This window comes from Pseudoalteromonas sp. NGC95 (genome assembly GCF_015864705.1).
Lineage (GTDB): Bacteria > Pseudomonadota > Gammaproteobacteria > Enterobacterales > Alteromonadaceae > Pseudoalteromonas > Pseudoalteromonas arctica.
The window spans coordinates 147,469-170,566 of sequence record NZ_JADYWR010000008.1 but is presented as its reverse complement, the minus strand read 5'-3'; the positions used below and the strand labels follow the sequence as shown (position 1 = coordinate 170,566).

Here is a 23,098-nt window from a genome sequence, read left to right as displayed (position 1 = left end):
CAATTTAACTCTTTATTTTTTGTAACCGAATCATGAACGCCCCATTAATAATGCACTAGCTGCAGGGGTAAACAGCCAGAGCTTTATTATTTATGAAAACAGAAATTCGCTATTGTTTTGAATCTTCACAAGTTGCTAACCGGTTTTTACACGAGCTGAAAGACTGGCCGGTTAACGATGTAAAAACACGACTTTTTAATGGCGGCGATAGTGTAAAAGTGACATACGAATACGACGAAAGTGGTTTTGATTACACTTGCGCCGAACTTGACGACCTAGCACAGAGCCATGGCGGGAAAGAGGTTTAAGCGTTTTATAATAAAAAACAGCTGATGCATCTATATAATTCACTTGAATTATATAGATTTGATAGATGTTTTATCTCTACCTGAGTTTTTCGCTTCGTAAAGCATTATGTCAGCTTCTTTAATTAGTGATTGCATAGACACATTATTACTACTTAAGGTTTCTTTTGTAGCAAATACACACCCAGCACTAATTGTTAAATACTCACGTACAGGCGACGCTTCATGAGGTAGATTTAATTCCCTAACCGCCAAAAGCAATTGCTGAGATATATCTACAAACTCTTCATAAGAAAGCTGTTTAAAGAATAATATGAACTCTTCGCCGCCATAGCGCGCCACTGTACCTGTGTTTTGCTTAGCTACTTGTTTTAGCTTTTGGGCAAGAGCTTGTAAAACGTTGTCTCCGCCTTGGTGACCATAAAAATCGTTATAATTTTTGAAATGGTCTACATCAAGTAATATTATTCCAAAGGCATTTTTTTGCTGTTGAGCCTGTTCCCATTGCGCCACAATAATTTCGTCAAAGGCACGCCTGTTGTAAATTTGGGTTAACCCATCAATTTTACTTATTTTTTCAAGCTTAAAATTTTGATCTTTAACTTGTTTAATTAATGCATTAAACCCGCTAATTAAAACGCGCATTTCTAAAAATTTATTACTGAATCTCAGAGGCTGTAAATCGTTTTTAACCAACATTGAATTGATAGCGGACGCACCGTTAATAAGTGGTTCAATAAAGTAACGATTTACAATATAGAAACTCAAAAGTGACATTACAAAAAACATTAACAAAATAAGTTTTAAATAGTGATCAAATAAAACTGGCAGTGTTTGATGGTGGTGCTTAATGTTCAAAGCAATAAGTGGATTACCGTTTATATCTAGAATCACCCTTTTCCTTTGAGTGGCAATGTCCTCTCCTTGGAGGCTCCCTTTAAGCGTCGCAATATCGTTTAAAGAACTAGCCTGTTCTATTTGTGAGTAGCTAAGCTCCACTTGTGCAATCTCAGCTAAGGACTTGATCAACGACGGTCTTACTTTTTTTATAAAAACAATACTACCAACAGGCTCACCTGTTTTATCTGTTCGCTTTATTACATGCGATGCAAACATGACAGGGCCGTCCGCTGTTTGCAAAAAACCAGAATGGCTTAAACTGTTGTCGTCTTCAGAGGCTTTTGAATTAGGAATAATTGCGCGGTTTAATTTATTAACCTGTAAATCTAAATCAGGTGCATCAAACTCAGTATGTTTAATATAATTATACGCTTGCCCGAAAACCATATTAAAGTTTATATCGTAAATAAACACACCATCAATTTTGAGAGAGTAGAAGGTGTCACCTACAAAGTTTGAATCTACATATTCTACGTCAAAATCAGCCATGTAATTATAGGTATCATCCCATACGGCGTAGTCATAATTGAGTGTTTCTAAAAATATAAACTCTCTATCAAGCGCAATTTTAAGACTTAATAATTCACGATTTTGATAATCTTCAATACTAGTGTTTATGGTCGGCAGGCTAAAGAAATAGCGGTACCCTACTAATAGACTTGTTACAAAGCACATTAAAATCAAAGTACCTATTATTACAAAAAATCTTAATGTCATAGTCTCTATCTAATCGTGTAAAATTAAGTCAAAGTAGCTTACATTTTTATATTTTAGACTCCCTGTACCTAAATAATAAATAATTAGCTTCTTACTAAAGCGTAGTATAAATTCATGAGCAGGAATAAACAAAGTTTACTATTAAATTTTATAGCGTTAAAACTTTAGCCCTTTCAATAATATATTTAATATAGACATAAAATTATACCAATTCGCTTAATTAAGTGGTCTATTTTGAGGGCGGAAAAACGTGTTGATAGCTAGGCAAAAAATTCGCTATTTAGTTGTTCTAAATGAGAATTTTTTAACGCAGGTAGCGACACGTTTAACCCCGCAAAATGATTAAGTATTATTGCGGATTGGTATTACACATTTAAAGTAGTACAAAAAGCTGAAATTATTCCACGACAGAAAATTCAACTTTTGATGGAGACGAACTCGCAAGCTCCAGTACTTCGTAATAATTTAAACCATCTATTTTTTTGCCTATAATAAAGTAATTCATTTCCCCCATCATGGTCGGGTCGCCCATAATATCGTCTAAGCTTTGCACGTCAGAAAATTGAATTGCGATTAAAGCGCCTAAAAAACGCATGGAATCTTGAGGCTTTAATGCTTTTAAAACTTTATTAACTCCCACTTGAGTTGACTCAGGTGTAGAGCCATCAAATCTAAAATCATTTTTTGTGCTAACGCATGCACTAAGCATTAATATTGATAATGCGATAAGTAAATGTTTCATATATATCCTTATTTGTTATTCGTGATACTTGCGGATCATCGCCACTTTACCGTTTTCAACTTCTATTACTTCCATCATTGTGGAGGTGTATTCTATTGGCTGCTTATTTTGCGGATGAATACCTTTTACATAGTTTTTATAACGAATAGCAAAGCCTGTATCGTTAAACACAAATGTATTAAGCAGTGTGCTTTCAAACAATGTGTGCGCACCTAAGTAAAAACTCATACCTTTGCGCATCTGCTTTTTACCATCTGGAGTACGTGAGTCATCCGGTTGATACGGAATATGCTGATTGCCAATATCATCGGTTAACAATGCAAGGTAAGCCTCAAGCTCTTTAGCACCTGCGTTAGGTGCTTGTGTGGCGGTCATTGTTTTATAGTACTGCTGCGCAAACGCATTTAAGTCGAGTGGCTTTTCAGCATAAGCCGAAAAAGCAGTTACTAGAGCCAAACCTAACGTTAAAAGTAGCTTCATCACTTATTCCCTGTAGTTAAAAATATTGATTCATTTATAGGAACACTATATTAATATGTTCAACAATAAAACAAATAGTTTTAAGTACTAACACCTACATTTTGCTCTTTACTCTGTTGGTTGCAACGCTGTTGGCAGGGTCGTCTGGCCAAAAATGCTTAGGGTAACGACCCTTCATTTCCTTTTGCACATCGCGGTAACTGCTAGCCCAAAAGTGCGCTAAATCTTGAGTAAGTTGCAGTGAGCGTTTACCTGGCGATAACAACTCCATAAGCAGTGGCAGTTTACCGTTGGCAAGCATAGGCGTACTGGTCAAGCCGTAAACTTCTTGCATACGCACGCTTAGCTTTGCGGGGCCATCAAGCTGGTATTCTATTTTTATATTTGAGCCACTTGGCACCGTTAAGCGCAGTGGTAACAGTGCTTTTAAAGCGGTTTGTTGTTGCCAATCAAAACAGTTTTGTAATGCTTCAAAGTAGTTAAACTTTTTAAGCTGCGTGAGCGTTTTAATATCTTCTAAAAACACACCTAGCCACTGCGCTGCATTTTGAATGAGTTGTTGCTCATTTATTTTTGGGAATTTATCAGGCATTAAATTACTTGCTAAGCTCATACGTATCAGCAATTGCTGCGCATCAGGTTGCTCGTTAAATAATGCAAAACCGTGTTTAGCAAATAAGTTAAGCCACGCTTTAGCGCGCTCGCCCTTATCTAGTTTTTGTTTACTAGGTTGGCTGGTGAGTGTTATAGCCCCGAGTTTCACTTCATCTTGGTGAATAAAGCGCGCTGATTTTTCATCAAACTCACAACGAGTAAGTTCACTAAATAAATGCGGTAAAAACTCTTGTAGCTCAAATGGGTTAAGCGCTGTGGCTGCAAATATACGCCCACCTTTGTGCCCGCCCATGGTTGCTATAGCTAAGTAATCGTCGTTGTGCCAGTAATCGGCATTTAACTCAGCACCTGCACCATTGGCAAGTAGGTAACCATTACCGCGTTTTTTAGCGATGCGATCGGGGTATGCCAATGCCACTAGCAAACTTATATAATGCGTATTTAATTCGCTGTTTTCGTCTTTTACTTTTAAGCGGCTTTGCCAATACTTTAACTGTTGTTTAAACACCGGATGCGGACGTTGCTGTTGGCTATGCAGCGCTAAACTCAACTCGTTTGCACTGTTTACTCGGCTCTCAAGTAATGCCACTAAATAAATAGCGAGCCTAAAAATACCAAGGAGTTGGTCATCAAGTATTTGTGCTTTTAATAGCATATGCGCCAAACGAATATCAGCACCAAAACCTAACATTTTACTGCCAAGCGGTGTGAGCTTACCTTTGCTATCAATAGCTTCTAGCATGTTAAGCAGGTTACTTGCTTGTTCGCATTGCTGCTCAGTGGGCTTATCGAGCAAGGTTAGCTCATCAATACTGGCTCCCCATTGCTTTGCCTCAAGCATAAGTTGGCTTATGTCTGATGTGAGTATTTCGGGATTGTCGTGGCTATTACGTCTCTCAAAGGTTTGCTTTGAGCCAATTAGATAAACAATGCCCGGCTCTATTCGTCCTGCACGCCCTGCACGCTGCACAGCAGACGAGCGCGATATACTTTGTGTTGTAAGCTCAGTAACCCCTGTTTTTAAATTAAAGGTCGCTGCACGGCGCTTGCCGCTGTCAATTACAATGCGTATGCCTTCAATAGTTAAACTGGTTTCGGCTACATTGGTGGTAAGCACCACTTTGCGCATACCGTTTGGTGCAGGCGCAATAGCAGCTTGCTGATTGGCTTTATTTTGCTCGCCAAATAGCGTTGCAACTTGGCAGTTACTGGGTAAATCGCTCAGTGCTTGTTGCACGCGTAGTATCTCAAACTGCCCAGGTAAAAACACCAATGCGCTGCCTGTTTGCTCATTAAGTGCTTGTTTTATTATGTTAGGAATTGCATCAAGCCAGCGACTTTCATCTTTTATGGGTATGTATATTTCGTCTATTGGGTAGCTGCGACCGCTTGATTGAATTACAGGGCAGTCAAAAAACGCTGTATAACGCTCAGTATCTAGCGTTGCCGACATAAGCATAATGGTTAAATCTTCACGCAGCGCACTTTGGGTCTCGAGCGCAAAGGCAAGTGAGGTATCGGCTGCAATTGAACGCTCATGAAATTCATCAAATATCAGTAAATCTATATCGCTTAATTCAGGGTCGTTTTGCAGCATGCGCGTTAACATGCCTTCGGTGACTATTTCGAGGCGCGTATTAGCGCTTACTTTACTCTCACCCCTAATCCGCAAGCCCACACTTTGCCCAACACTTTCGTTTTGGCACTTTGCTAGGTAGCTGGCAATATTACGAGCAGCTAAACGGCGAGGCTCTAGCATTACAATACGTTTAAAATACCCATCGCGCATTAGTTGCAGCGGCAACCACGTAGATTTACCCGCACCAGGCGGCGCTTGTAATAACGTAATAGGATTACTTTGTAATGTAGTAACGAGTTGTTGATATATGTCTTGAACCGGCAGCACAGCTATTTACCCTAAATTGCTTTGCAGGCATTGTAACAAAAAACCGCAGCGACACCGCGGTAGATGTTTATTAATAATTGCTATTAACTACCCGACACCATTCTAATTCGATCTGCAGGCACTCGTAATTGCTGCATTAAGTAAATTTTAAATGGTGCTTCGTAAGGTTGCCCATCAACCGCTTTTTGCATGCATAAAAGCCATGCATCACTTTGCTCAACTCCTACATGTAAATGTTTATGCGCTTGAGGTATGTTAATACTGCCAAAATGTTCAGCGTATAATTTAGGACCACCTAACCAGCCCGACAAAAAGTAAGCGAGCTTTTTACGTGATGCTGATAAATCTTTTGAATGCATACTCCTTATATGTTCAGCCTCTTTTAAAGCGTCCATATTGTCGTAAAACGCATTCACCAATTGTGTAATACCTGCTAACTCACCTGCCATTTTGTATGAGCAGTCACCCACTCCGTATTCACACGTTTTTGTATTCATAACTCACTCAGGTTAACTACTTTGTTTAATACCTGCATATTAGCTTAAAACAAAAATTTAAGAATGAGTTACATAAAAGCGGCGTAACTTATGTCAGCAATAATTACAGGCTGCTATGTATATTTTTTAATAAAAAGCTCAATATTAAAAACAAAATCGCTCAACATAAAAATATAACCAACTGATAATAAAAACAATAAAACCATTATTATTCATTGGTACAAGGCTTGCTACTTTATAACTGACAGTTAATTCACTAACCTAAAGTAAGGATAAACTTATGAACAGCGATCGTATCGAAGGTAATTGGAAAGAACTTAAAGGTAAGGCTCAACAAAAATGGGGCGATCTTACCAACGACGATTTAGATAAAATTGAAGGTAGCCGTACAGAGCTAGTTGGTAAAATTCAGCAGCAATACGGTAAATCTAAAGAAGAAGCAGAGCGTGAAGTTGATGAGTTTGAAAAAGGTCGTTAAACCGCGTTAACCGCTTTTAAAAAAACCGCCATTTGGCGGTTTTTTTGTTTAAGCTGTAGGTTATTTAGCTACGCTTTTAATTGGTTACCAATCGGTAACTGCCTAATACGCTTTCCGCACGCTGCAAAAATAGCATTACATAATGCTGGCGCATAAACTGGTGTAGACGGCTCGCCTACCCCTGCTGGTGGTGCATCACTTTGTACAATTTCAACGTCAATCTCAAGAGGTGCGTCGCTCATACGCGGTACGCGATAATCATGAAAATTACTTTGCTGTACGCGCCCTTTATCAAAGGTAATACCATCGCTGATTGCAGTTGTAATACCGTAAATAGAGCCACCTTGGGTTTGGTTTTTAACGGTGTCGGTGTTTACAACCGTACCTGCGTCAATGGCAACCCACGATTTAATTACTTTTAAATCACCAGCATCCGACACTTCTACTTCAACTACCGTAGCTACGTAAGTTAAAAAGCTTCTGTGTGCTGCTATGCCTAAACCTCGACCTTTAGGAAGCTCTCGCCCCCATTTACTCATGTCAGCTACTTTTTCAATAACATGGCGCAGTCTGCCAATATCTAGAGGATAAACCGCTTTATCGCCACCGTAATTATCGTATGTAGCATTTTGCTCTGTTACATCAACAATACGACTCGGACCTATAGTGTCTAGTAAATAGTCTTTTTGGTCGCGACCGGCTTTGTGCGCTGCTTCGCCAATAAATGACTGAATAGCAAAGGCATGAAAAATATTTGATACAGAACGCATCCAACCAATTCGTGCTTTGGCTTGCGCATCACCGTTTTCTAACTTCATGTTAGGTGTGTTAATAGGGTTATCGGTAAATCCTAACCGCAGTTCAAAGCTCCCTGGCGTAGTCGCCCCTTCTGAAAAGGTAGAGGTAATAGGTGAAAACGCGGTGCGATGTAAATACGATTCTATTGCGCCATTTTTATCTAGTGATGCTTCAATGTGCTGAGCCGAAACTGCATGGTAAAAACCATGTTGTATGTCGTCTTCACGCGTCCATTGCACACGAATAGGCTTGCCTACTTTCATTGAAAGGTAAGCTGCCTCTGCTGAAAAGTCAGGTTTTGACTTACGCCCAAAGCCGCCTCCTAACATGGTAACGTTAACGTTAATTTTGCTCTCGTCCATGCCAAGCATTGTAGCCACTGTTTTCATATCGGCTTGTGGATTTTGCGTAGCAGCCCATATATCAACACTATCTTTGTTGTACATAGCTGTTGCACAAGGCGGCTCCATTGGTGCTTGAGCAAGGTGCGGTGCGTAATAATCAGCTACGAGTTTATTGCTCGATTTAGCCAACACGCCCATGGCATCGCCTTTATCACGTATGTTTGCCTGTGGAGTTTGTACTGTTTTTAGTAATGACTTTTTAAATTCTTTTGAATTGTAATCGCCATTTTTGCCATCATCCCACACTACTTTTAATGCTTTACGCCCTTGCCATGCAGCCCATGTGTTTTTAGCTATAATCGCAATTCCGCCTTTTGGCTGAAACTGCGGCGCGCCTTTTGGTGCAGGAATTTCAATAACATCTATAACGCCGTTTATCGCTTTTGTAGCACTAGCATCAAATGACTTAACAACACCGCCTACTACCGGCGGGCGTTCAATTATAGCCACCAGCGCTTGTGGTTCGCGTACATCGGCTGCAAATATTGCTTTACCTGTTACTAAATCGGCTAAATCTATATGCGCCATGCCAGTATTAATATAACGCCATTCTTTGCGTGTTTTAAGCGTTAGTTTGTCAGCTTCTGGTGGCGTTATTGTAAGCGCTAAGTCGATTAAATCTTTATAACTAAGCGACTTACCTGAGCTGTGTGTAACAACGTGTTGATTAGCAGTACAGGTTTGTGGGTCAACTTTCCAATACTTAGCGGCAGCATGCTGCATCATGTAACGTACACTTGCGCCCATTTCACGCAGGCGCTGCATGTTGTAGCGGATACTGCGCGAGCCATCGGTATTTTGATCGCCGTATTTAGGATCGCCCTTACCCTGAATAACAATAACCTTATCCCATGCGGCTTCCATTTCATCGGCAACAATTTGTGCAATCGCGGTGCGAATTTGCTGACCCATTTCAGAGCGATGGCAGGTTATTTCAACCATGCCGTCAGGTCGCAGTGCAATAAATAAGTTTGCGCGTTTTGCCAGCTCAGATGGTTGCTCTAACACACCCGCAAATGCTCTTGGCGCACTGCCTACAAAATAAGTACCGAGTACTAACGCACCTATTGCACTGGTTTTTAAAAACTTACGGCGGTTTAAATCAAAGTATTTGTTATCTTGGTTCATACTTCTTCCCCTTGTTCATTTGGGTCAAAATACTGAACACTCGCCATTGTTTTAGCAGCCGACTTAATCGCTTTATGAATACGCGGGTAGGTACCACAACGGCAAATATTGCCCGACATATTACTTACTATTTCATCATCGCTTGGGTTTGGATTTGCAGCTAATAAACTCGCCGCTTGCATCATTTGGCCGCACTGGCAAAAACCACACTGCGGTACTTTATGCTCAACCCATGCTTGTTGTACTGGATGGTCGCCCTGCTCGCTTAACCCTTCAATTGTAGTAATTGAAAGACCCGCTACTGCCGCTACAGGTAATACACACGAGCGCTGAGCTACCCCATCAATATGCACGGTACACGCACCGCACTGTGCCATACCACAGCCAAATTTAGGCCCAGTTAAATTCAATTCGTCTCGGAGATACCATAATACTGGCGTTGACGGATCGCCAGAAAACTCATGTTTATTACCATTAATGGTAAGCGTGATCATACTAAACTCCTTGGCAAAGCGCTTTACAGGAGGGTTCCTTGTTGCGCGAGAACTATTTTTAATTACTTACTATTTTATACTTACTACTTTTAGCCTACCACTTAGATCTGTTTTATAAAAATACTAATTATTAGAACGTTTAAACCACATTGAAAATATTAACGTCTGATTATTAGTATTATAACTAGGCCCTGCTGACCTTTTTAGATTAAAATTCACTCAATCTAGGGGAGATTTAATCGCGGCGGGAGGTTTGTAAACAACAAAGCGTAAATTGCCCCTATGCAGAATCCTCGAGGCAGTGCATGTTAAACCTCGAAAGATAAACAGCCCTAAATAAAAGCCTAAAAACATCCAAGTTAAAACTTACAATATATTTAAGCAAAAATCGTATTAAGTAACCACACCGTTATTAGCAAAGTGTAGGGTTATACGAACACCTATGACAAAAGTGAGCAATAAATCGTTGAGTTTAAAAAGATTATTAATAAATAAAAAACCGCCATTTGGCGGTTTTAGATAGTGTAAATAAGCTTTTAACTACTAATTAAAACGGCGTCTACCAAATAAAACCACTGATAGCAGCGTAAGTAAGTAATAAATACTGCCACCTGAGCTAGAGCCTGAATCAGATGAAGGAGTCGCTAGCGCAGCAGCTTGCTTACCTTCAACGTTTATAGTCACAGTTTGAACTGCTGAACTATCAAATTTATCTTTAGCTACATAGCTAAACGTTACTACATGATCGGATTCGCTCGTAGGAGTTAGTTTAAACAATCCAGTATCAGGCTCAAATGTTAAAGTTCCTGAGTTTGGCTCGGTTACCACTTCAAATTCAAGTGTATCGTTGTCGCTATCTAATGCTGAAAAGCGACCATTCACTTCACTCTTATAAGAGGTGTTATATGTTACATTTTGAGCTTGTGGGGCTGTATTTGTAAGTTCAATAACAACATTATGAAGCTCAGATTCAACTAAAGAATCTTTCACTGTAAAGCTAACTGATACTGGCTCAACCGAGTCACCACTTGGTGAAAAGGTCACGCTACCTAAAGCAGAATCCATTAACTGAATTTGCCCATGAGCAGGCGAATTTTTAATTTGAAATACTAATTGCTCAGCGTCTTCATCCATACCTTCTAGATTAAAGTTAAGCGGTGTACTCCAATGAGTTTGCAGTGTCATATTATTTGCTGTTGGTGCTGTATTTGTGAGCTCTAACGTTAAGCTTGATAACGCTGAACGTGAACGATCTTTTACTGTGTAGTAACTAAGCTCGTCAATGCCTACAGTCCCCGAAGGTATATAAGTTAGTAGACCCGCCTGTCTGTCGGTAAACTCGACCCTACCCAGAGTTGGTCTCTTATTTAAAACTACATAATCAATATCATCTGATACAGGTAAATCTATTTGTATGCTTTTTAAAACATGATCAGAGTAGCTTACAGCTTCAGGTTTAGCTAAAGGCTCAGCAACTTGATTAGAAAACACCTCCAATGACTGACCTGCCAACAAGGTATAATCAACATTATTATACGTAGAAGTTGCTAACCAACTGTCATTATTATTACGCTCAACAGTGTATGAAACAACATTGCTATCTAGGTTATATTCACCAAACTGATCTGAACACGAATACTGCACAAACCCAGCTCTTACAGACACAATGTTATTTAAAGAGTTTTGGCACACTTCACTAATTAATGTTGTCTGCCCATTTAAAGCCACTTTATAAAGTGAGCCGTTATAGGTAGATGCAACTAAAGTTTCTTCTCCATTAATAACAGTGTTAACCAAACCGTTAAAGCTTTGCTCCAAAGCAACTTTAGATATAGTGTTTTCAGAGTAGTCATAACTAATAAGGTAATCACTAACGAGACTAACCACATCTATATTTTCGTTATTAAGAAAGCTTCCAGTTACTATTGAACTCATACCGCCCCAATAAAATCCTAAACGAGGCGATGTCTTTAATAACTCTCCAGTTTGCCCATTTAATACTTTAAAAAAGGTACCTTCACTTCCTGTATGCTCAGCACCATTACCTACTATTATTTCTAGCTTGCCATCATTATTAATATCTAACGTTGTTAAGGTACTAATGTAGTCTCCGTCGCCAAGATATGTTTGAAATAGCTCTTCACCCGTTTCAGGTGAAAACACCTGTACATTCGCATCGTATATAGCAGAGCTGCCAGCAATAATATAATTCTTACCATCATCAAACAGCTGAGCAGTAGTAACTAAATTATTATTATCCCAATCGTTATTAACGCTTATATTTGTAAATATTTTTTCATTAGTTTGTGTATCTACTATATGCAAAGCGTTACTGTCACGCTCGGAATAAAGTATATCTAAGCTTCCGTTGTTATTAATATCAGCAAGTGCTAACGCTTTATTTGAGTAGTACTTAATGCCTTTAGCCCACTGTTGAGTTTTGTCATCCGTGTTGTGAATATAAAAACCATCTTCACCTGACGAAGAATAACCTGAGCCCCAAGCAATATTTTGCTTACCATCACCGTTAAGGTCATCTACAACAATACCCGATACACCATGCTCTGGATTATTAATACTCCAAAACTCAACGCCTGTTGTGAGTGAAAGCGCGTATAAACTTCCCCACTGACCATCGCCGTAAACTAAATCGTCGGTACCATCATTATCGATGTCTGCAACTATTACTTTATCAATATCTAAGTCGCTTTGGGCTGTCCATAAAATGCTTTCAGTGCTTGGGCTTAGCATTTCTATGCTGTACCAACTTTGCCCATTAATCACTTCATCTAAGCCGTCGTTATTAATATCAACAGCAATTAAATGCTCGCCATTAATACTTACACTAAGTTGTTTGTGCAGTACAAATTCTGAATTTTCGAATCTATATACCGCACCATCACTAAATAAAACTTCTTTTGCATTAGCCTCAGTAAATGAGCCTGTCACAAAGTTTTGTGGTACGTTTTCAAGTACCGCAATTTCAGATAAATCGAGCGAGTTAAGAACAAAAAGCTTACTGCTTTGATAAACAAAAAGCTCATCTTGCCCATCATTATTTATATCAAACTTATCTGCTGCTCTTGGGTAATAAAACTCTTTACTTAGTTCTATCTCTTGAGTGACTAAATTAACTTTATGTACTGCGTTATTTTCTAAAACATATAAGTAGTATGTATCTGCCACTGTATCTTTAATTAGCGTGGTATCTTCAATATAGTCATCAAAGTCGTAGCGAGCAGTTACTTCATACGCACCTTTCACATATTCTATAATATTAAAATTGCTCTCTTGGGCGGATATAATGTGCTTACTACCCACACCCGACAAAGGTGCCACGTACAAGCCTTTTCGACCTGTTGAGTTGCCTAACGAAAATTCACGAAATACGCTGCTAAGCTCTATGCTTTCCTCGTCTGAGGCAGCTTGAGTAAAGCTATTATTTTTTATAATTGGCGCGAATAGAGGTTTTTTAGATAAACTTTCAAAATGAGCTTTATCAAAATTTATTTTTTGATCGTTAATTAAAACAGCATCACCGTAAGTATTTTCTTGAGTGTTTTTTATAGGCTGAGCGTGAGTATTGGCATTCACTGAATACGCGCTCATCATGAGCAACGTAAGGCAAGATAGTTTAATCAATTCCATAATCCTTTGTATTTCTTTATTTAATCACGTCACTACAACTGCAACGTTCCATTAACACGGCATTATATAGAGTAAAAACCGGAAATAAAGAGGCGATTAACAAAGTTTTACAAAGGGATAGAAGAATAAAGTAATAACATTTAACTTGCAGCTAAAGCTACTTTTATAGAAATTTTAGCCGCATGCTTACTAATAAAAAGCGATTAATGAGTGCTTATAACATCTTCAGACAACAATCGCTCATCGTCTTTATAAACTTCAAGCCAACCTGGTGGTGATGTATCGCAGCCAATAATGGTTACTTGTAGCACATAACTATAGCGACCATTTTTAAACGTATAGTGATGATTCCCACCGCTACCCTCAAATGTAATATCGCCATTTAGCAAAACCATATCAGGCTTGTCGCTTGGTTTTTTATTAATACCCCACACTGCATACCGAAAATTATGCTCGCCTAAATCATCAACGCGAACATGATAGTTAGCCGTTTTCCAATCGAGTACTGGTTTTTCAAAAGTATTAATACTTGCGTGCAAGGATTGCTTACCTTGTTCGATTAAGCTTTTAGCAAGTGCCTGCTCTTTAGTATTTTGGGTATTTACAGCAATAATTTTACCGTCAGTATCGACCCACATAACGCCGTTATTTAGCATAATGCCGCGCCAACCTACTTTATCCCAATCAGTATCAATGTTTGAACTGGCAATAACTGCTACTAACTCATCATTAAACACTTCATCAAAGCGGTTAATAAGCTCAGCTTCACTTTTAATGTCAGGTATGGGGTATCGTCGTTTTAGCGGGTAGCGAATAAGTGCTGCAATCGCAGGCTTATCATGCGTTTTAAAAGCAGCAATAACAGGTAAAACGAACTCGTGATATTTTTGCTCAAGAGCAAATGTGCTAGATGTGAAAAGTAGAGATAAGCAAAGTAAGATGAAATTTAGATACTTCATTTTTAGTCCTTTAGTTTTTGATTCGCTATTATTTTCTGCAACTTATTAACCAGATGTTTTATATCAGTAATAGCCTGATATAAATCATGAGGAAGAATATCAATTACCTCGTTTTCTTTGGTATACCCATTTCTATGAACAATATCATGTCTTATGTCGATGATTAATTTCACTTTAGAAGTGTCTATATTTATTTTACAACCAAGTACTTTTTCATACATTTCCATGGTTTTATCAATTTTGTGAAATAATACTTCACTAACGCACTTAATTGCCAACCCACTTAAATCCATTCCTGATTTAGATAAATCAAACAATGAATATTTCGTATTTCTTATTTGTTCCAAACGCTCTATCGCATTATTGAGATAAACTTTATTTTCAGATATTAAAGCTTTTATTGAGTCCCCTAAGAAAGCTTCTAGAAGTGTTACTGAGTATGAATAACACATCTTAATTATTAAATTTTCATTAAGAGGTATAGGTTCAGAAAGTGAATTTTCAGCAAGTTTTTTGATATTGGTTAACTCAGTCACAAAATTTTGATAGATATCAACTGAGCCATTTTCTTTTAACCATTTTATCTCTGAAATCCATTCATATTCATCATTTAAATAATCTTGATAAGCTGAGTAGTCATTGAGTAAACTTTGCCACTCCTCAGATTCAACTGTTAAATTTTGATCAGTAAGCCTTTCGCGAACCCATTTTTCAGCCTGTTTCTCTTGTTCACCAAATAAAACTTCTTTTATAGAGCTCAAAATATTTCCTTATAATTTATGTTTAAATAATGAATATATTAACTATTTTTAATACTTTAAAAATAAGTTTTCTTAATAAAAAATAAAAAACGAGCCAAATTAGGCTCGTTTTTTGTTTTAACTGATAGTTGACCGCTGCGCTTTTACTCCGGATCATACCCCAAGTTAGGTGATAACCATCTTTCAGCTTCTTCAAGCGTCATATTTGTTCGTTTAGCGTAGTCTTCAACTTGGTCTTTTTGCACTGCTGCTACTGCGTAGTATTTAGCTTCTGGGTGTGAAAAGTACCAACCTGAAACAGCAGCACCTGGCCACATGGCGTACGAGCTAGTTAGCTGCATGCCAATGCGTTTTTCGGTATCGAGCAACTGCCAAATTTTCTTTTTCTCGGTGTGCTCTGGGCACGCTGGGTAACCTGGCGCAGGGCGGATACCTTGGTAATTTTCGCGTATTAGCTCATCGTTTGCTAGGTTTTCGTCTGGTGCAAAACCCCAATACTCTTTACGTACTTTTTCGTGTAAGTATTCTGCAAACGCTTCGGCAAGCCTGTCGGCAACCGCTTTAATCATTATTTTATTGTAGTCGTCTTGCTGTGCGTCAAACGCATTTGCTAAGTCGTCTTCTTCTAAACCGCCCGTTACTGCAAACGCGCCAAAATAGTCTGGTGTACCTTTGGGTGCTATGTAGTCGGCTAGGCAGTAATTAGCAAAGTCGGTTTTTTCGGTTTGCTGACGTAAATGGCATGAGGTCGTTAATAGCTCTTTGCGTGTTTCGTCGGTGTATATTTCTATGTCGTCCCCAACGCGGTTAGCAGGGAATAAACCTATTACGCCAAGTGGTTGCAAACTACCTGCTTTTTCAAGGTCGTCTAACATGTCGTTAGCGTCTTTAAATAAGCTTTGCGCTTGCTCGCCTACTACTTCGTCGGTCATTATGCGCGGGTATTTACCAGCGATTGACCACGTCATAAAGTATGGCGTCCAATCTATGTATTTACGCAAAGTAGCAATTGATACGTTTTTAAACTCGATCACGCCGAGCTTTTTAGGCACTGGTGGCGTGTAGTTATCCCAATCAAGCTTTGCTGCGTTATCGCGGGCACGCTGAATAGTAACAGGCTTAGAGCGAGGTTTTTTACGCGCTTGTTGCTCGCGTACTTTTACATATTCAGCTTGGGTTTTTTCTAAAAAACTAGGCTTATGCTCTTTTGATAATAAATTAGATACTACACCTACCGCACGGCTGGCATTACTTACATACACTACGCCTTTGTCATATTGCGGCTCAATTTTTACTGCGGTGTGCGCTTTAGAAGTAGTAGCACCACCAATTAGTAGCGGAAGTTCAAAACCACGGCGTTTCATTTCTTTTGCTACGTGTACCATTTCGTCAAGCGATGGGGTAATTAAGCCCGACAACCCAATAATATCAGCTTTTTCGTCGATTGCGGTTTGCAGTATTTTATCAGCAGGTACCATTACGCCTAAATCAATAACTTCGTAGTTATTACATTGTAGTACCACGCCTACAATATTTTTACCTATGTCGTGTACGTCGCCTTTTACGGTCGCCATTACTATTTTACCGTTAGTTGAGCCTTCTTCTTTTTCAAGCTCAATGTATGGGTCTAGGTAGGCTACGGCTCGCTTCATTACGCGCGCCGATTTAACAACTTGTGGTAAAAACATTTTACCTGCACCAAATAAGTCGCCTACTACGTTCATGCCGTCCATTAACGGCCCTTCAATTACGTGAATAGGTTTAGCTGCTGCGGCGCGGCATTCTTCGGTATCTTCATCTATAAAGGTTGTAATACCTTTAACAAGCGCGTGCTCAAGGCGTTTTGCAACAGGCCATGTGCGCCACTCTAAATCTTCTACTCGCTCGGCTTGCGCCATACCTGAATACTTAGGTGCAAGCTCTACTAAACGCTCGCCTGCGCCTGAGTCGGTGTTAAGTATTACGTCTGTAACGGCTTTGCGTAGTTCTTCTGGTATATCATCGTAAACGGCTAGTTGCCCCGCATTTACAATACCCATGTCCATACCAGCTTGAATAGCGTGATATAAAAACACCGAGTGAATGGCTTCACGTACGGGGTTATTACCCCTAAACGAAAACGATACATTTGATACACCGCCCGACACTTTACAGTGCGGCAAATTTTGTTTAATACGGCGAGTGCCTTCAATAAATTCTACGGCGTAGTTGTCGTGCTCTTCAATACCGGTGGCTACGGCAAATATATTAGGATCGAATATAATATCTTCTGGCGCAAAGCCAATGTCTTCTACCAATATTTTATAACTGCGCGCACATATTGCGAACTTACGGTCTGCCGTGTCGGCTTGCCCGTCGGTATCAAACGCCATTACAACAGCGGCTGCACCAAAGCGTTTTATTATTTTAGCTTGGCGAATAAACGGCTCTTCACCCTCTTTTAACGATATTGAGTTAACAATTGCCTTGCCTTGAATACACTTTAAGCCTGCTTCTATTACTTCCCATTTTGAGGAGTCGACCATAATTGGTACGCGAGAAATATCAGGCTCTGAGGCTATTAAGTTTAAAAACTTAACCATGGCGGCTTTTGAGTCCAACATGGCTTCGTCCATGTTTATATCAATAACCTGTGCGCCATTTTCTACTTGTTCGCGGGCCACTGTTAGTGCGGCTTCAAAGTCTTCTTCCATGATTAAACGTTTAAACATGGCAGAACCCGTTACATTGGTACGTTCGCCGACATTAGTAAATACTGCTATTTGTTGGGTCATGCTGGCTCCTTAATTTAAGTTACAGGCTTCAAGGCCTGATAAACGCATGCGTACTTCAAGCTCTGGTAGTTGGCGTGGTTTAACGCCCTCTAAACCTTTTGCAAAAGCGCGAATATGCGCAGGCGTGGTGCCACAGCATCCGCCTACTATATTAATAAAGCCCGATTTACCCCAATCGATAATTTCGGTTGCCATATCGTCCGCTTCTAAGTCGTATTCACCAAACTCATTTGGTAAGCCCGCATTAGGGTGTACCGATGTAAACGTTTCGCACACGCGCGACAACTCTTCTACATACTGGCGCAGTAAATCAGGACCAAGCGCACAGTTTAGGCCGATTGATATAGGCTTAATATGGCGAATAGAATTATAAAATGCTTCAGTTGTTTGTCCCGAAAGCGTACGACCAGAGGCGTCGGTAATAGTCCCCGAGATCATAACTGGTAATGTGCGCCCTGCTTGCTCAAAGGCTTCTTCTACGCCAAACGAGGCCGCTTTTGCGTTAAGGGTGTCGAATATAGTTTCGATTAGTATTAAATCGGCGCCGCCCTCCATTAATGCAAGTGTTGATTCAATATACGCAGCAACCAGCTTATCAAAGGTGACATTTCGGTAACCCGGATCGTTTACGTCTGGCGAAATTGAACACGTTTTAGCTGTCGGCCCTAAAACACCGGCTACATAGCGCGGTTTTTCTGGCGTTTTAGCCGTAAATTCATCACAAATGGCGCGTGCTAATTTAGCCGACTCTAGATTTATTTCACGACTTAGGTTTGCCATGTCGTAATCTTCCATCGAAATAGTGGTCGAGTTAAACGTATTGGTTTCGATAATATCGGCGCCCGCTGATAAAAAACCACGATGAATATCAGTGATTAAATCGGGCTTGGTTAGGCTTAATAAATCGTTATTGCCTTTAATTAATACATGCCAGTCTTTAAAACGCTCTCCGCGATAGTCTTCTTCTTCTAGCTTATGATCTTGGATCATGGTGCCCATAGCGCCATCTAAAATTAAAATGCGTTCTTTTAATGCGGCGCTTATTTCGGCTTGCTTATTATTTGTAGGAGCGTTATTCGGCATAGTTGTTAGTCCTCACGTCTTGGCTAACTAAATTAATATCATACGGTGTGGTTTGGTACACGTAGTAATTTAACCAGTTCGAAAAAAGTAAAAAAGCATGGCTTTGCCACGTTTTTGAAGGTTGTTTAGTTGCATCGTCATCCGGAAAGTAATTTTCGGGCTTTGGTGCATTAGGGCTTTTTTTACAATCGCGCTCGTATTCTGCTTTTAGCGAGTCGGCGTCGTACTCTGGGTGGCCGGTTATAAACACTTGGCTACCCGATTTATTTTTAAGTAAGTAAGCCCCTACTCGCTCAGAACCTGCCAGTACAACTAGCTCATCACAGGCGTTTATTTTATTTATATCAATGTGGCCGTAGCGTGAGTGCGGTACCAAAAAGGTGTCGTCGAATCCGCGAGTCAGTGCGCCGTGATCAAAGTAACATTGGTGGGTAAATACGCCACACAGTTTGTCGTCTTTTAAATCGCGCTTTAAATTGTAACGGTGATATAGCGCTGCATGTGCTGCCCAGCACGAAAATAACGTAGAGGTAACATGTTGCTCAGCCCAATCAATAATAACCTTTAGCTCATCCCAATACGCTACATCGTCGTATTCTAAATGGGCAAGTGGCGCACCGGTTACAATTAACGCATCGTAATTGTTGTCTTTAACCTCAGAAAAATAACGATAAAAGGTATCAAGGTGCTCTTCTGAATTACTGCTACTGCGGTGAGTGTCGAGGCGCAGTAGTTCTACGTTTACTTGCAAAGGCGAGTTGGCAAGCAAGCGAATAAACTGAACTTCGGTTTCTACTTTATTAGGCATTAAGTTTAAAATAGCCAAACGCATTGGGCGTATCTCTTGCGTTTTTGCACGTGTTTTTGGCATTACAAATACGTTTTCTTGACGTAAACGTGCAATTGCCGGCAACTCGTCTTTTACTGTAATTGGCATACTTTACTCCTGCTCATAAAAACCGAAGCTTAATTATGAACTGAAAGTAAAAAATATCAACCTCTAGATGTATAGATGTCTAAATGAAATTTATTCACTGTGAATAAACTGTTTGATGAATGATAAGTTAAGCCTACCTATAAACACTTAACTTATCGTACTGAACATAAATACACCTAGCACTACCTGTTAATTTTTACCCACTAAAATTAAGTTTTGTTGAGGTGGTATCAAGTACTCAGCCCCGCTGGCTGTTATTACAGCCATTTCTTCAACCGAAATGGTTTTAAACTCGGTGTTATTCAAAGGCCAACTAAAAAAACCATCAAAGGCAAACACCATCCCTTCTTTAAGTTCACGTTGTGACGCAGGCCTTACTTGCGCACTACGAGAGCCACCCAAGTTAGGGCCGGTGTCGTGTGCAACATACCCTACTGGATGGCCGGTGCTCCATGGCACAGGCTCTGAGTTGTATTTATTCATTAATACGGTTTGAGCTTGATCCACGTCGATGCCTTTTGCGCCGGGCTTCATTGCATTAAATGCGGCAAAACCGCTGTCTCTTGCGTTAATCCAATATTGCTGAATATTGGCCGGTGCTGAGGTTTCTCCTTCTTTAAGCACATAAGCAAAACGCTGAATGTCACTTACCCAGCGGTTGTAAAGCTTTACACCAAAATCAATTTGTATCACATCACCAGGCATAATCACTTTATTTGTAGAGTGTGAATGCCCTCGGTCAGGGCCTGAGTTTACATTGGGGTTTTGCTCTGCAGCCCATGCATCGGTCACGCCTCGCGCTTTCATTTTAGCTTTTAAAAACTTGGCTACGTCTGCATCGGTAGTTTTGCCCGGAATAATAGTTTCATATGCCTCTAGCTGCCACTTTGCAGAGAGCGCTGCCGCTTCTTTCATTATTTCAACTTCAGCCGGTAATTTAATTGAAAGCCATTGATAAACCAGTTCTTCAGAGGATATTAGCTTAGCTGTTTGTTCAGGCCCTAATAAACTGGCTAACTGTTTATACTGCGAATGCGACAACCCATCAGCCTGCGCGTTAAGGTCAGATACATTAATTGCAATGTTACGGAATAATTGTTTTTTTATAAAATCAGCAGCGTATTTTAATGCTGACACGCTACGGGGAACAGATATAACTTTTTCATGTATATCGAGTTCATCTAACGCTTTTGCTTCACTTGAAGGTGAGTAAGCAACAGAATGAAACTTATCTCTGTCAAAATAAAATAAATAAGCTGCTGGCGACCCTGCGTTTTCACAGCCAATATGATCAGCTAATGGGTCATTATTATTTTCTCTACATACTATCAGCCAAGCATCTACATCTGCAGCTTTTAATGCTTGTGGAAGTAGTTGACTGATTCTTTGTTTTCTTATTTCAGGCCAAGGCGAACTTTCTGCTTTTACCTCAGAATTACTTGCAAATAGAGTGAGTAAAGCCATGGTTGTTGCAAATTTTTGTATAGTCATATTTTTTCTTATTTTGCTGTGGTTTAAATACGTTAGCACACTCAAATAAAACTATACATTTAACAAGATAAAAACGATTAAGATATATTCCTCCTCGCCATTCGTTGACTGTTTCACCTGTCAGCCACTACAATACAACATTGAATTTTTATTATTATTTGAAGGCTTTCCTCCATGGTTTTACCTGATAAATTTATATTCTCGATGAGTCGAGTATCTAAGGTTGTGCCACCTAAGCGCACTATCTTAAAAGATATTTCGTTACACTTTTTTCCTGGCGCTAAAATTGGTGTGCTTGGTTTAAACGGTTCTGGTAAATCTACGTTACTACGTATTATGGCCGGTGTTGACCAAGATTTTGAAGGTGATGCACATCCTCAGCCTGGTACAAAAATTGGTTATTTACCGCAAGAGCCTGTTTTAGACGAAAGCAAAACAGTTCGTGAAATTGTTGAAGAAGCTGTTGGCGAAGTTAAACACGCACTTAAACGTCTTGACGAAGTGTATAACGAATACGCCATGGAAGACGCTGACTTTGACGCACTTGCAAAAGAGCAAGGCGAGCTTGAAGCTGTTATTCAAGCGCACGATGGTCACAACATAGACAACGTTTTAGAACGTGCTGCTGATGCACTTCGCCTACCAGAATGGGATGCTAAAATTGAGCACCTTTCAGGTGGTGAGCGTCGTCGTGTTGCTATATGTCGATTATTGCTTGAAAAACCAGACATGCTTATTCTCGATGAACCAACTAACCACTTGGATGCTGAGTCGGTTGCATGGTTAGAGCGCTTTTTACACGATTACGAAGGCACTGTTGTGGCGGTAACGCATGACCGTTACTTCCTTGATAATGTAGCGGGTTGGATATTGGAGCTTGACCGTGGTGAAGGTATTCCATGGGAAGGTAACTACTCTTCTTGGCTTGAACAAAAAGATGCGCGCTTACAGCAAGAACAAAAATCTGAAAAAGCACGTCAAAAATCAATTGCGCAAGAACTTGAATGGGTTCGTTCAAATCCTAAAGGTCGTCAAGCTAAGTCAAAAGCACGTATGGCTCAGTTTACTGAAATGCAGCAGTCTGATTACCAAAAACGTAACGAAACTAACGAGATGTTTATTCCACCTGGCCCGCGTTTAGGCGACCAAGTGCTTGAAGTAACTAACCTTCGTAAGAGTTTTGGCGATCGCGTTTTAATTGACGATTTAAGCTTTAGCATGCCAAAAGGTGCCATTGTGGGCATTATTGGTGCTAATGGCGCGGGTAAATCAACGCTGTTTAAAATGATCAGTGGTGAGCAAAAGCAAGACAGCGGTAGCATTACCGTTGGCGAAAGCGTACACCTTGCTACTGTTGATCAGTTCCGCGACGGTATGGACGAAAGCAAAACTGTTTTCCAAGAAATATCAGACGGCCAAGACGTACTAAAAATTGGTAACTTTGAGTTCCAAAGCCGTGCGTATGTAAGTCGCTTTAACTTTAAAGGTAACGATCAGCAAAAGTTTGTTAAAGACCTATCAGGTGGTGAGCGTAACCGTTTACACCTTGCTAAGTTATTAAAAGCTGGCGGCAATGTGTTACTACTCGATGAGCCAACCAATGACTTGGACGTTGAAACACTACGTGCGCTAGAGAACGCTATTTTAGAGTTCCCTGGTTGTGTAATGTGTATCTCGCATGACCGTTGGTTCCTTGACCGTATTGCTACGCACATTTTAGATTACCGCGACGAAGGTCAAATTAACTTCTTTGATGGTAACTATACTGAATACGAAGAGTGGCTTAAAAAGACACTAGGTGCAGCAGCAACTGAACCTAAACGCATTAAGTACAAAAAAATTGGTTAATATTTACTGTAGCTAATTTATTACAGTAATACTAAGCCCTGCATTTATGCGGGGCTTTTTTATGCCACCAGCATTACAGGAGCATATCCTGCTAGCATGTAGAGAATTACCCGCTATGCTTAATTTATTATAA

At 39.9% G+C, this 23,098-nt stretch carries 17 protein-coding genes; 3 read left to right on the top strand and 14 right to left on the bottom strand.

Features of this window, described 5'->3' with window-relative positions:
• The first annotated feature begins 92 nt into the window (after positions 1–92).
• Entirely contained in the window at positions 93–308 is a 216-nt protein-coding gene (locus I6E70_RS09700) for a hypothetical protein (RefSeq protein WP_002958138.1), read from the top strand.
• A gap of 48 nt (positions 309–356) precedes the next feature.
• Here I6E70_RS09700 and I6E70_RS09695 read toward each other — a convergent pair whose 3' ends face one another.
• From I6E70_RS09695 to I6E70_RS09675, 5 genes are all read right to left on the bottom strand, one after another.
• Positions 357–1,922 carry a diguanylate cyclase domain-containing protein gene (locus I6E70_RS09695; RefSeq protein ID WP_231620090.1) on the bottom strand — a complete coding sequence of 522 codons (1,566 nt, stop codon included), beginning with the start codon at positions 1,920–1,922 and terminating at the stop codon, positions 357–359.
• Between the two features lie 397 nt (positions 1,923–2,319).
• On the bottom strand, positions 2,320–2,664 hold the full coding sequence (locus I6E70_RS09690; protein WP_197188606.1) for a DUF6694 family lipoprotein: 345 nt from the start codon (positions 2,662–2,664) through the stop codon (positions 2,320–2,322).
• Positions 2,665–2,679: 15 nt separating this feature from the next.
• Positions 2,680–3,144, bottom strand: coding sequence for a nuclear transport factor 2 family protein (locus tag I6E70_RS09685; RefSeq protein ID WP_197188605.1), 465 nt, complete (start codon positions 3,142–3,144; stop codon positions 2,680–2,682).
• A 94-nt stretch (positions 3,145–3,238) separates the two neighbouring features.
• Complete coding sequence (hrpB, locus tag I6E70_RS09680; RefSeq protein ID WP_197188604.1) at positions 3,239–5,665, bottom strand: ATP-dependent helicase HrpB; 2,427 nt, start codon at positions 5,663–5,665, stop codon at positions 3,239–3,241.
• 83 nt (positions 5,666–5,748) lie between these two features.
• Positions 5,749–6,162 carry a group II truncated hemoglobin gene (locus tag I6E70_RS09675; RefSeq protein ID WP_197188603.1) on the bottom strand — a complete coding sequence of 138 codons (414 nt, stop codon included), beginning with the start codon at positions 6,160–6,162 and terminating at the stop codon, positions 5,749–5,751.
• A 280-nt stretch (positions 6,163–6,442) separates the two neighbouring features.
• On the opposite strand from I6E70_RS09675, the gene I6E70_RS09670 reads away from it, so the two are divergent.
• Positions 6,443–6,640, top strand: a complete 198-nt coding sequence (locus tag I6E70_RS09670; RefSeq protein ID WP_007581220.1) for a CsbD family protein — start codon at positions 6,443–6,445, stop codon at positions 6,638–6,640.
• Positions 6,641–6,708: 68 nt separating this feature from the next.
• On the opposite strand, the gene I6E70_RS09665 is transcribed toward I6E70_RS09670, so the two are convergent.
• The 9 genes from I6E70_RS09665 to I6E70_RS09625 all read right to left on the bottom strand — a co-directional run bounded on the left by I6E70_RS09665 (position 6,709) and on the right by I6E70_RS09625 (position 21,117).
• Positions 6,709–8,970 carry a xanthine dehydrogenase family protein molybdopterin-binding subunit gene (locus I6E70_RS09665; protein WP_197188602.1) on the bottom strand — a complete coding sequence of 754 codons (2,262 nt, stop codon included), beginning with the start codon at positions 8,968–8,970 and terminating at the stop codon, positions 6,709–6,711.
• Positions 8,967–9,464 carry a (2Fe-2S)-binding protein gene (locus I6E70_RS09660; protein WP_197188601.1) on the bottom strand — a complete coding sequence of 166 codons (498 nt, stop codon included), beginning with the start codon at positions 9,462–9,464 and terminating at the stop codon, positions 8,967–8,969. Before I6E70_RS09660 ends, I6E70_RS09665 begins: the two co-directional genes overlap by 4 nt.
• A gap of 543 nt (positions 9,465–10,007) precedes the next feature.
• Complete coding sequence (locus I6E70_RS09655; RefSeq protein ID WP_197188600.1) at positions 10,008–13,106, bottom strand: Ig-like domain-containing protein; 3,099 nt, start codon at positions 13,104–13,106, stop codon at positions 10,008–10,010.
• Positions 13,107–13,315: 209 nt separating this feature from the next.
• Positions 13,316–14,071: a hypothetical protein gene (locus tag I6E70_RS09650; protein ID WP_197188599.1), complete on the bottom strand. Its 756-nt coding sequence runs from the start codon at positions 14,069–14,071 to the stop codon at positions 13,316–13,318.
• Positions 14,072–14,073: 2 nt separating this feature from the next.
• Positions 14,074–14,832, bottom strand: a complete 759-nt coding sequence (locus tag I6E70_RS09645) for a HEPN domain-containing protein (protein WP_101163018.1) — start codon at positions 14,830–14,832, stop codon at positions 14,074–14,076.
• A gap of 143 nt (positions 14,833–14,975) precedes the next feature.
• Complete coding sequence (gene metH / locus I6E70_RS09640) at positions 14,976–17,606, bottom strand: methionine synthase (protein ID WP_197188598.1); 2,631 nt, start codon at positions 17,604–17,606, stop codon at positions 14,976–14,978.
• 9 nt (positions 17,607–17,615) lie between these two features.
• On the bottom strand, positions 17,616–18,689 hold the full coding sequence (locus tag I6E70_RS09635; protein ID WP_197188597.1) for a homocysteine S-methyltransferase family protein: 1,074 nt from the start codon (positions 18,687–18,689) through the stop codon (positions 17,616–17,618).
• A complete protein-coding gene (locus I6E70_RS09630; protein ID WP_007376156.1) occupies positions 18,679–19,626 on the bottom strand; it encodes a homoserine O-succinyltransferase in 948 nt (315 codons plus the stop codon). The genes I6E70_RS09635 and I6E70_RS09630 overlap by 11 nt, the downstream gene beginning before the upstream one ends.
• Positions 19,627–19,815: 189 nt before the next feature.
• Positions 19,816–21,117 carry a M24 family metallopeptidase gene (locus tag I6E70_RS09625; RefSeq protein ID WP_197188596.1) on the bottom strand — a complete coding sequence of 434 codons (1,302 nt, stop codon included), beginning with the start codon at positions 21,115–21,117 and terminating at the stop codon, positions 19,816–19,818.
• A 174-nt stretch (positions 21,118–21,291) separates the two neighbouring features.
• Between I6E70_RS09625 and ettA the strand changes: the two genes are divergently transcribed.
• Positions 21,292–22,965 (top strand): energy-dependent translational throttle protein EttA, encoded by a 1,674-nt coding sequence (gene ettA, locus I6E70_RS09620; protein ID WP_007581203.1) that lies wholly within the window; start codon positions 21,292–21,294, stop codon positions 22,963–22,965.
• Positions 22,966–23,098: the final 133 nt, after the last annotated feature.

Coding starts and splice junctions, on each gene's coding strand:
- I6E70_RS09700 (WP_002958138.1), top strand. CDS start 93: ATGAAAACAGAAATTCGCTATTGTTTTGAATCTTCACAAGTTGCTAAC.
- I6E70_RS09695 (WP_231620090.1), bottom strand. CDS start 1,922: ATGACATTAAGATTTTTTGTAATAATAGGTACTTTGATTTTAATGTGC.
- I6E70_RS09690 (WP_197188606.1), bottom strand. CDS start 2,664: ATGAAACATTTACTTATCGCATTATCAATATTAATGCTTAGTGCATGC.
- I6E70_RS09685 (WP_197188605.1), bottom strand. CDS start 3,144: ATGAAGCTACTTTTAACGTTAGGTTTGGCTCTAGTAACTGCTTTTTCG.
- I6E70_RS09675 (WP_197188603.1), bottom strand. CDS start 6,162: ATGAATACAAAAACGTGTGAATACGGAGTGGGTGACTGCTCATACAAA.
- I6E70_RS09670 (WP_007581220.1), top strand. CDS start 6,443: ATGAACAGCGATCGTATCGAAGGTAATTGGAAAGAACTTAAAGGTAAG.
- I6E70_RS09665 (WP_197188602.1), bottom strand. CDS start 8,970: ATGAACCAAGATAACAAATACTTTGATTTAAACCGCCGTAAGTTTTTA.
- I6E70_RS09660 (WP_197188601.1), bottom strand. CDS start 9,464: ATGATCACGCTTACCATTAATGGTAATAAACATGAGTTTTCTGGCGAT.
- I6E70_RS09650 (WP_197188599.1), bottom strand. CDS start 14,071: ATGAAGTATCTAAATTTCATCTTACTTTGCTTATCTCTACTTTTCACA.
- metH (WP_197188598.1), bottom strand. CDS start 17,606: ATGACCCAACAAATAGCAGTATTTACTAATGTCGGCGAACGTACCAAT.
- I6E70_RS09635 (WP_197188597.1), bottom strand. CDS start 18,689: ATGCCGAATAACGCTCCTACAAATAATAAGCAAGCCGAAATAAGCGCC.
- I6E70_RS09630 (WP_007376156.1), bottom strand. CDS start 19,626: ATGCCAATTACAGTAAAAGACGAGTTGCCGGCAATTGCACGTTTACGT.
- I6E70_RS09625 (WP_197188596.1), bottom strand. CDS start 21,117: ATGACTATACAAAAATTTGCAACAACCATGGCTTTACTCACTCTATTT.
- ettA (WP_007581203.1), top strand. CDS start 21,292: ATGGTTTTACCTGATAAATTTATATTCTCGATGAGTCGAGTATCTAAG.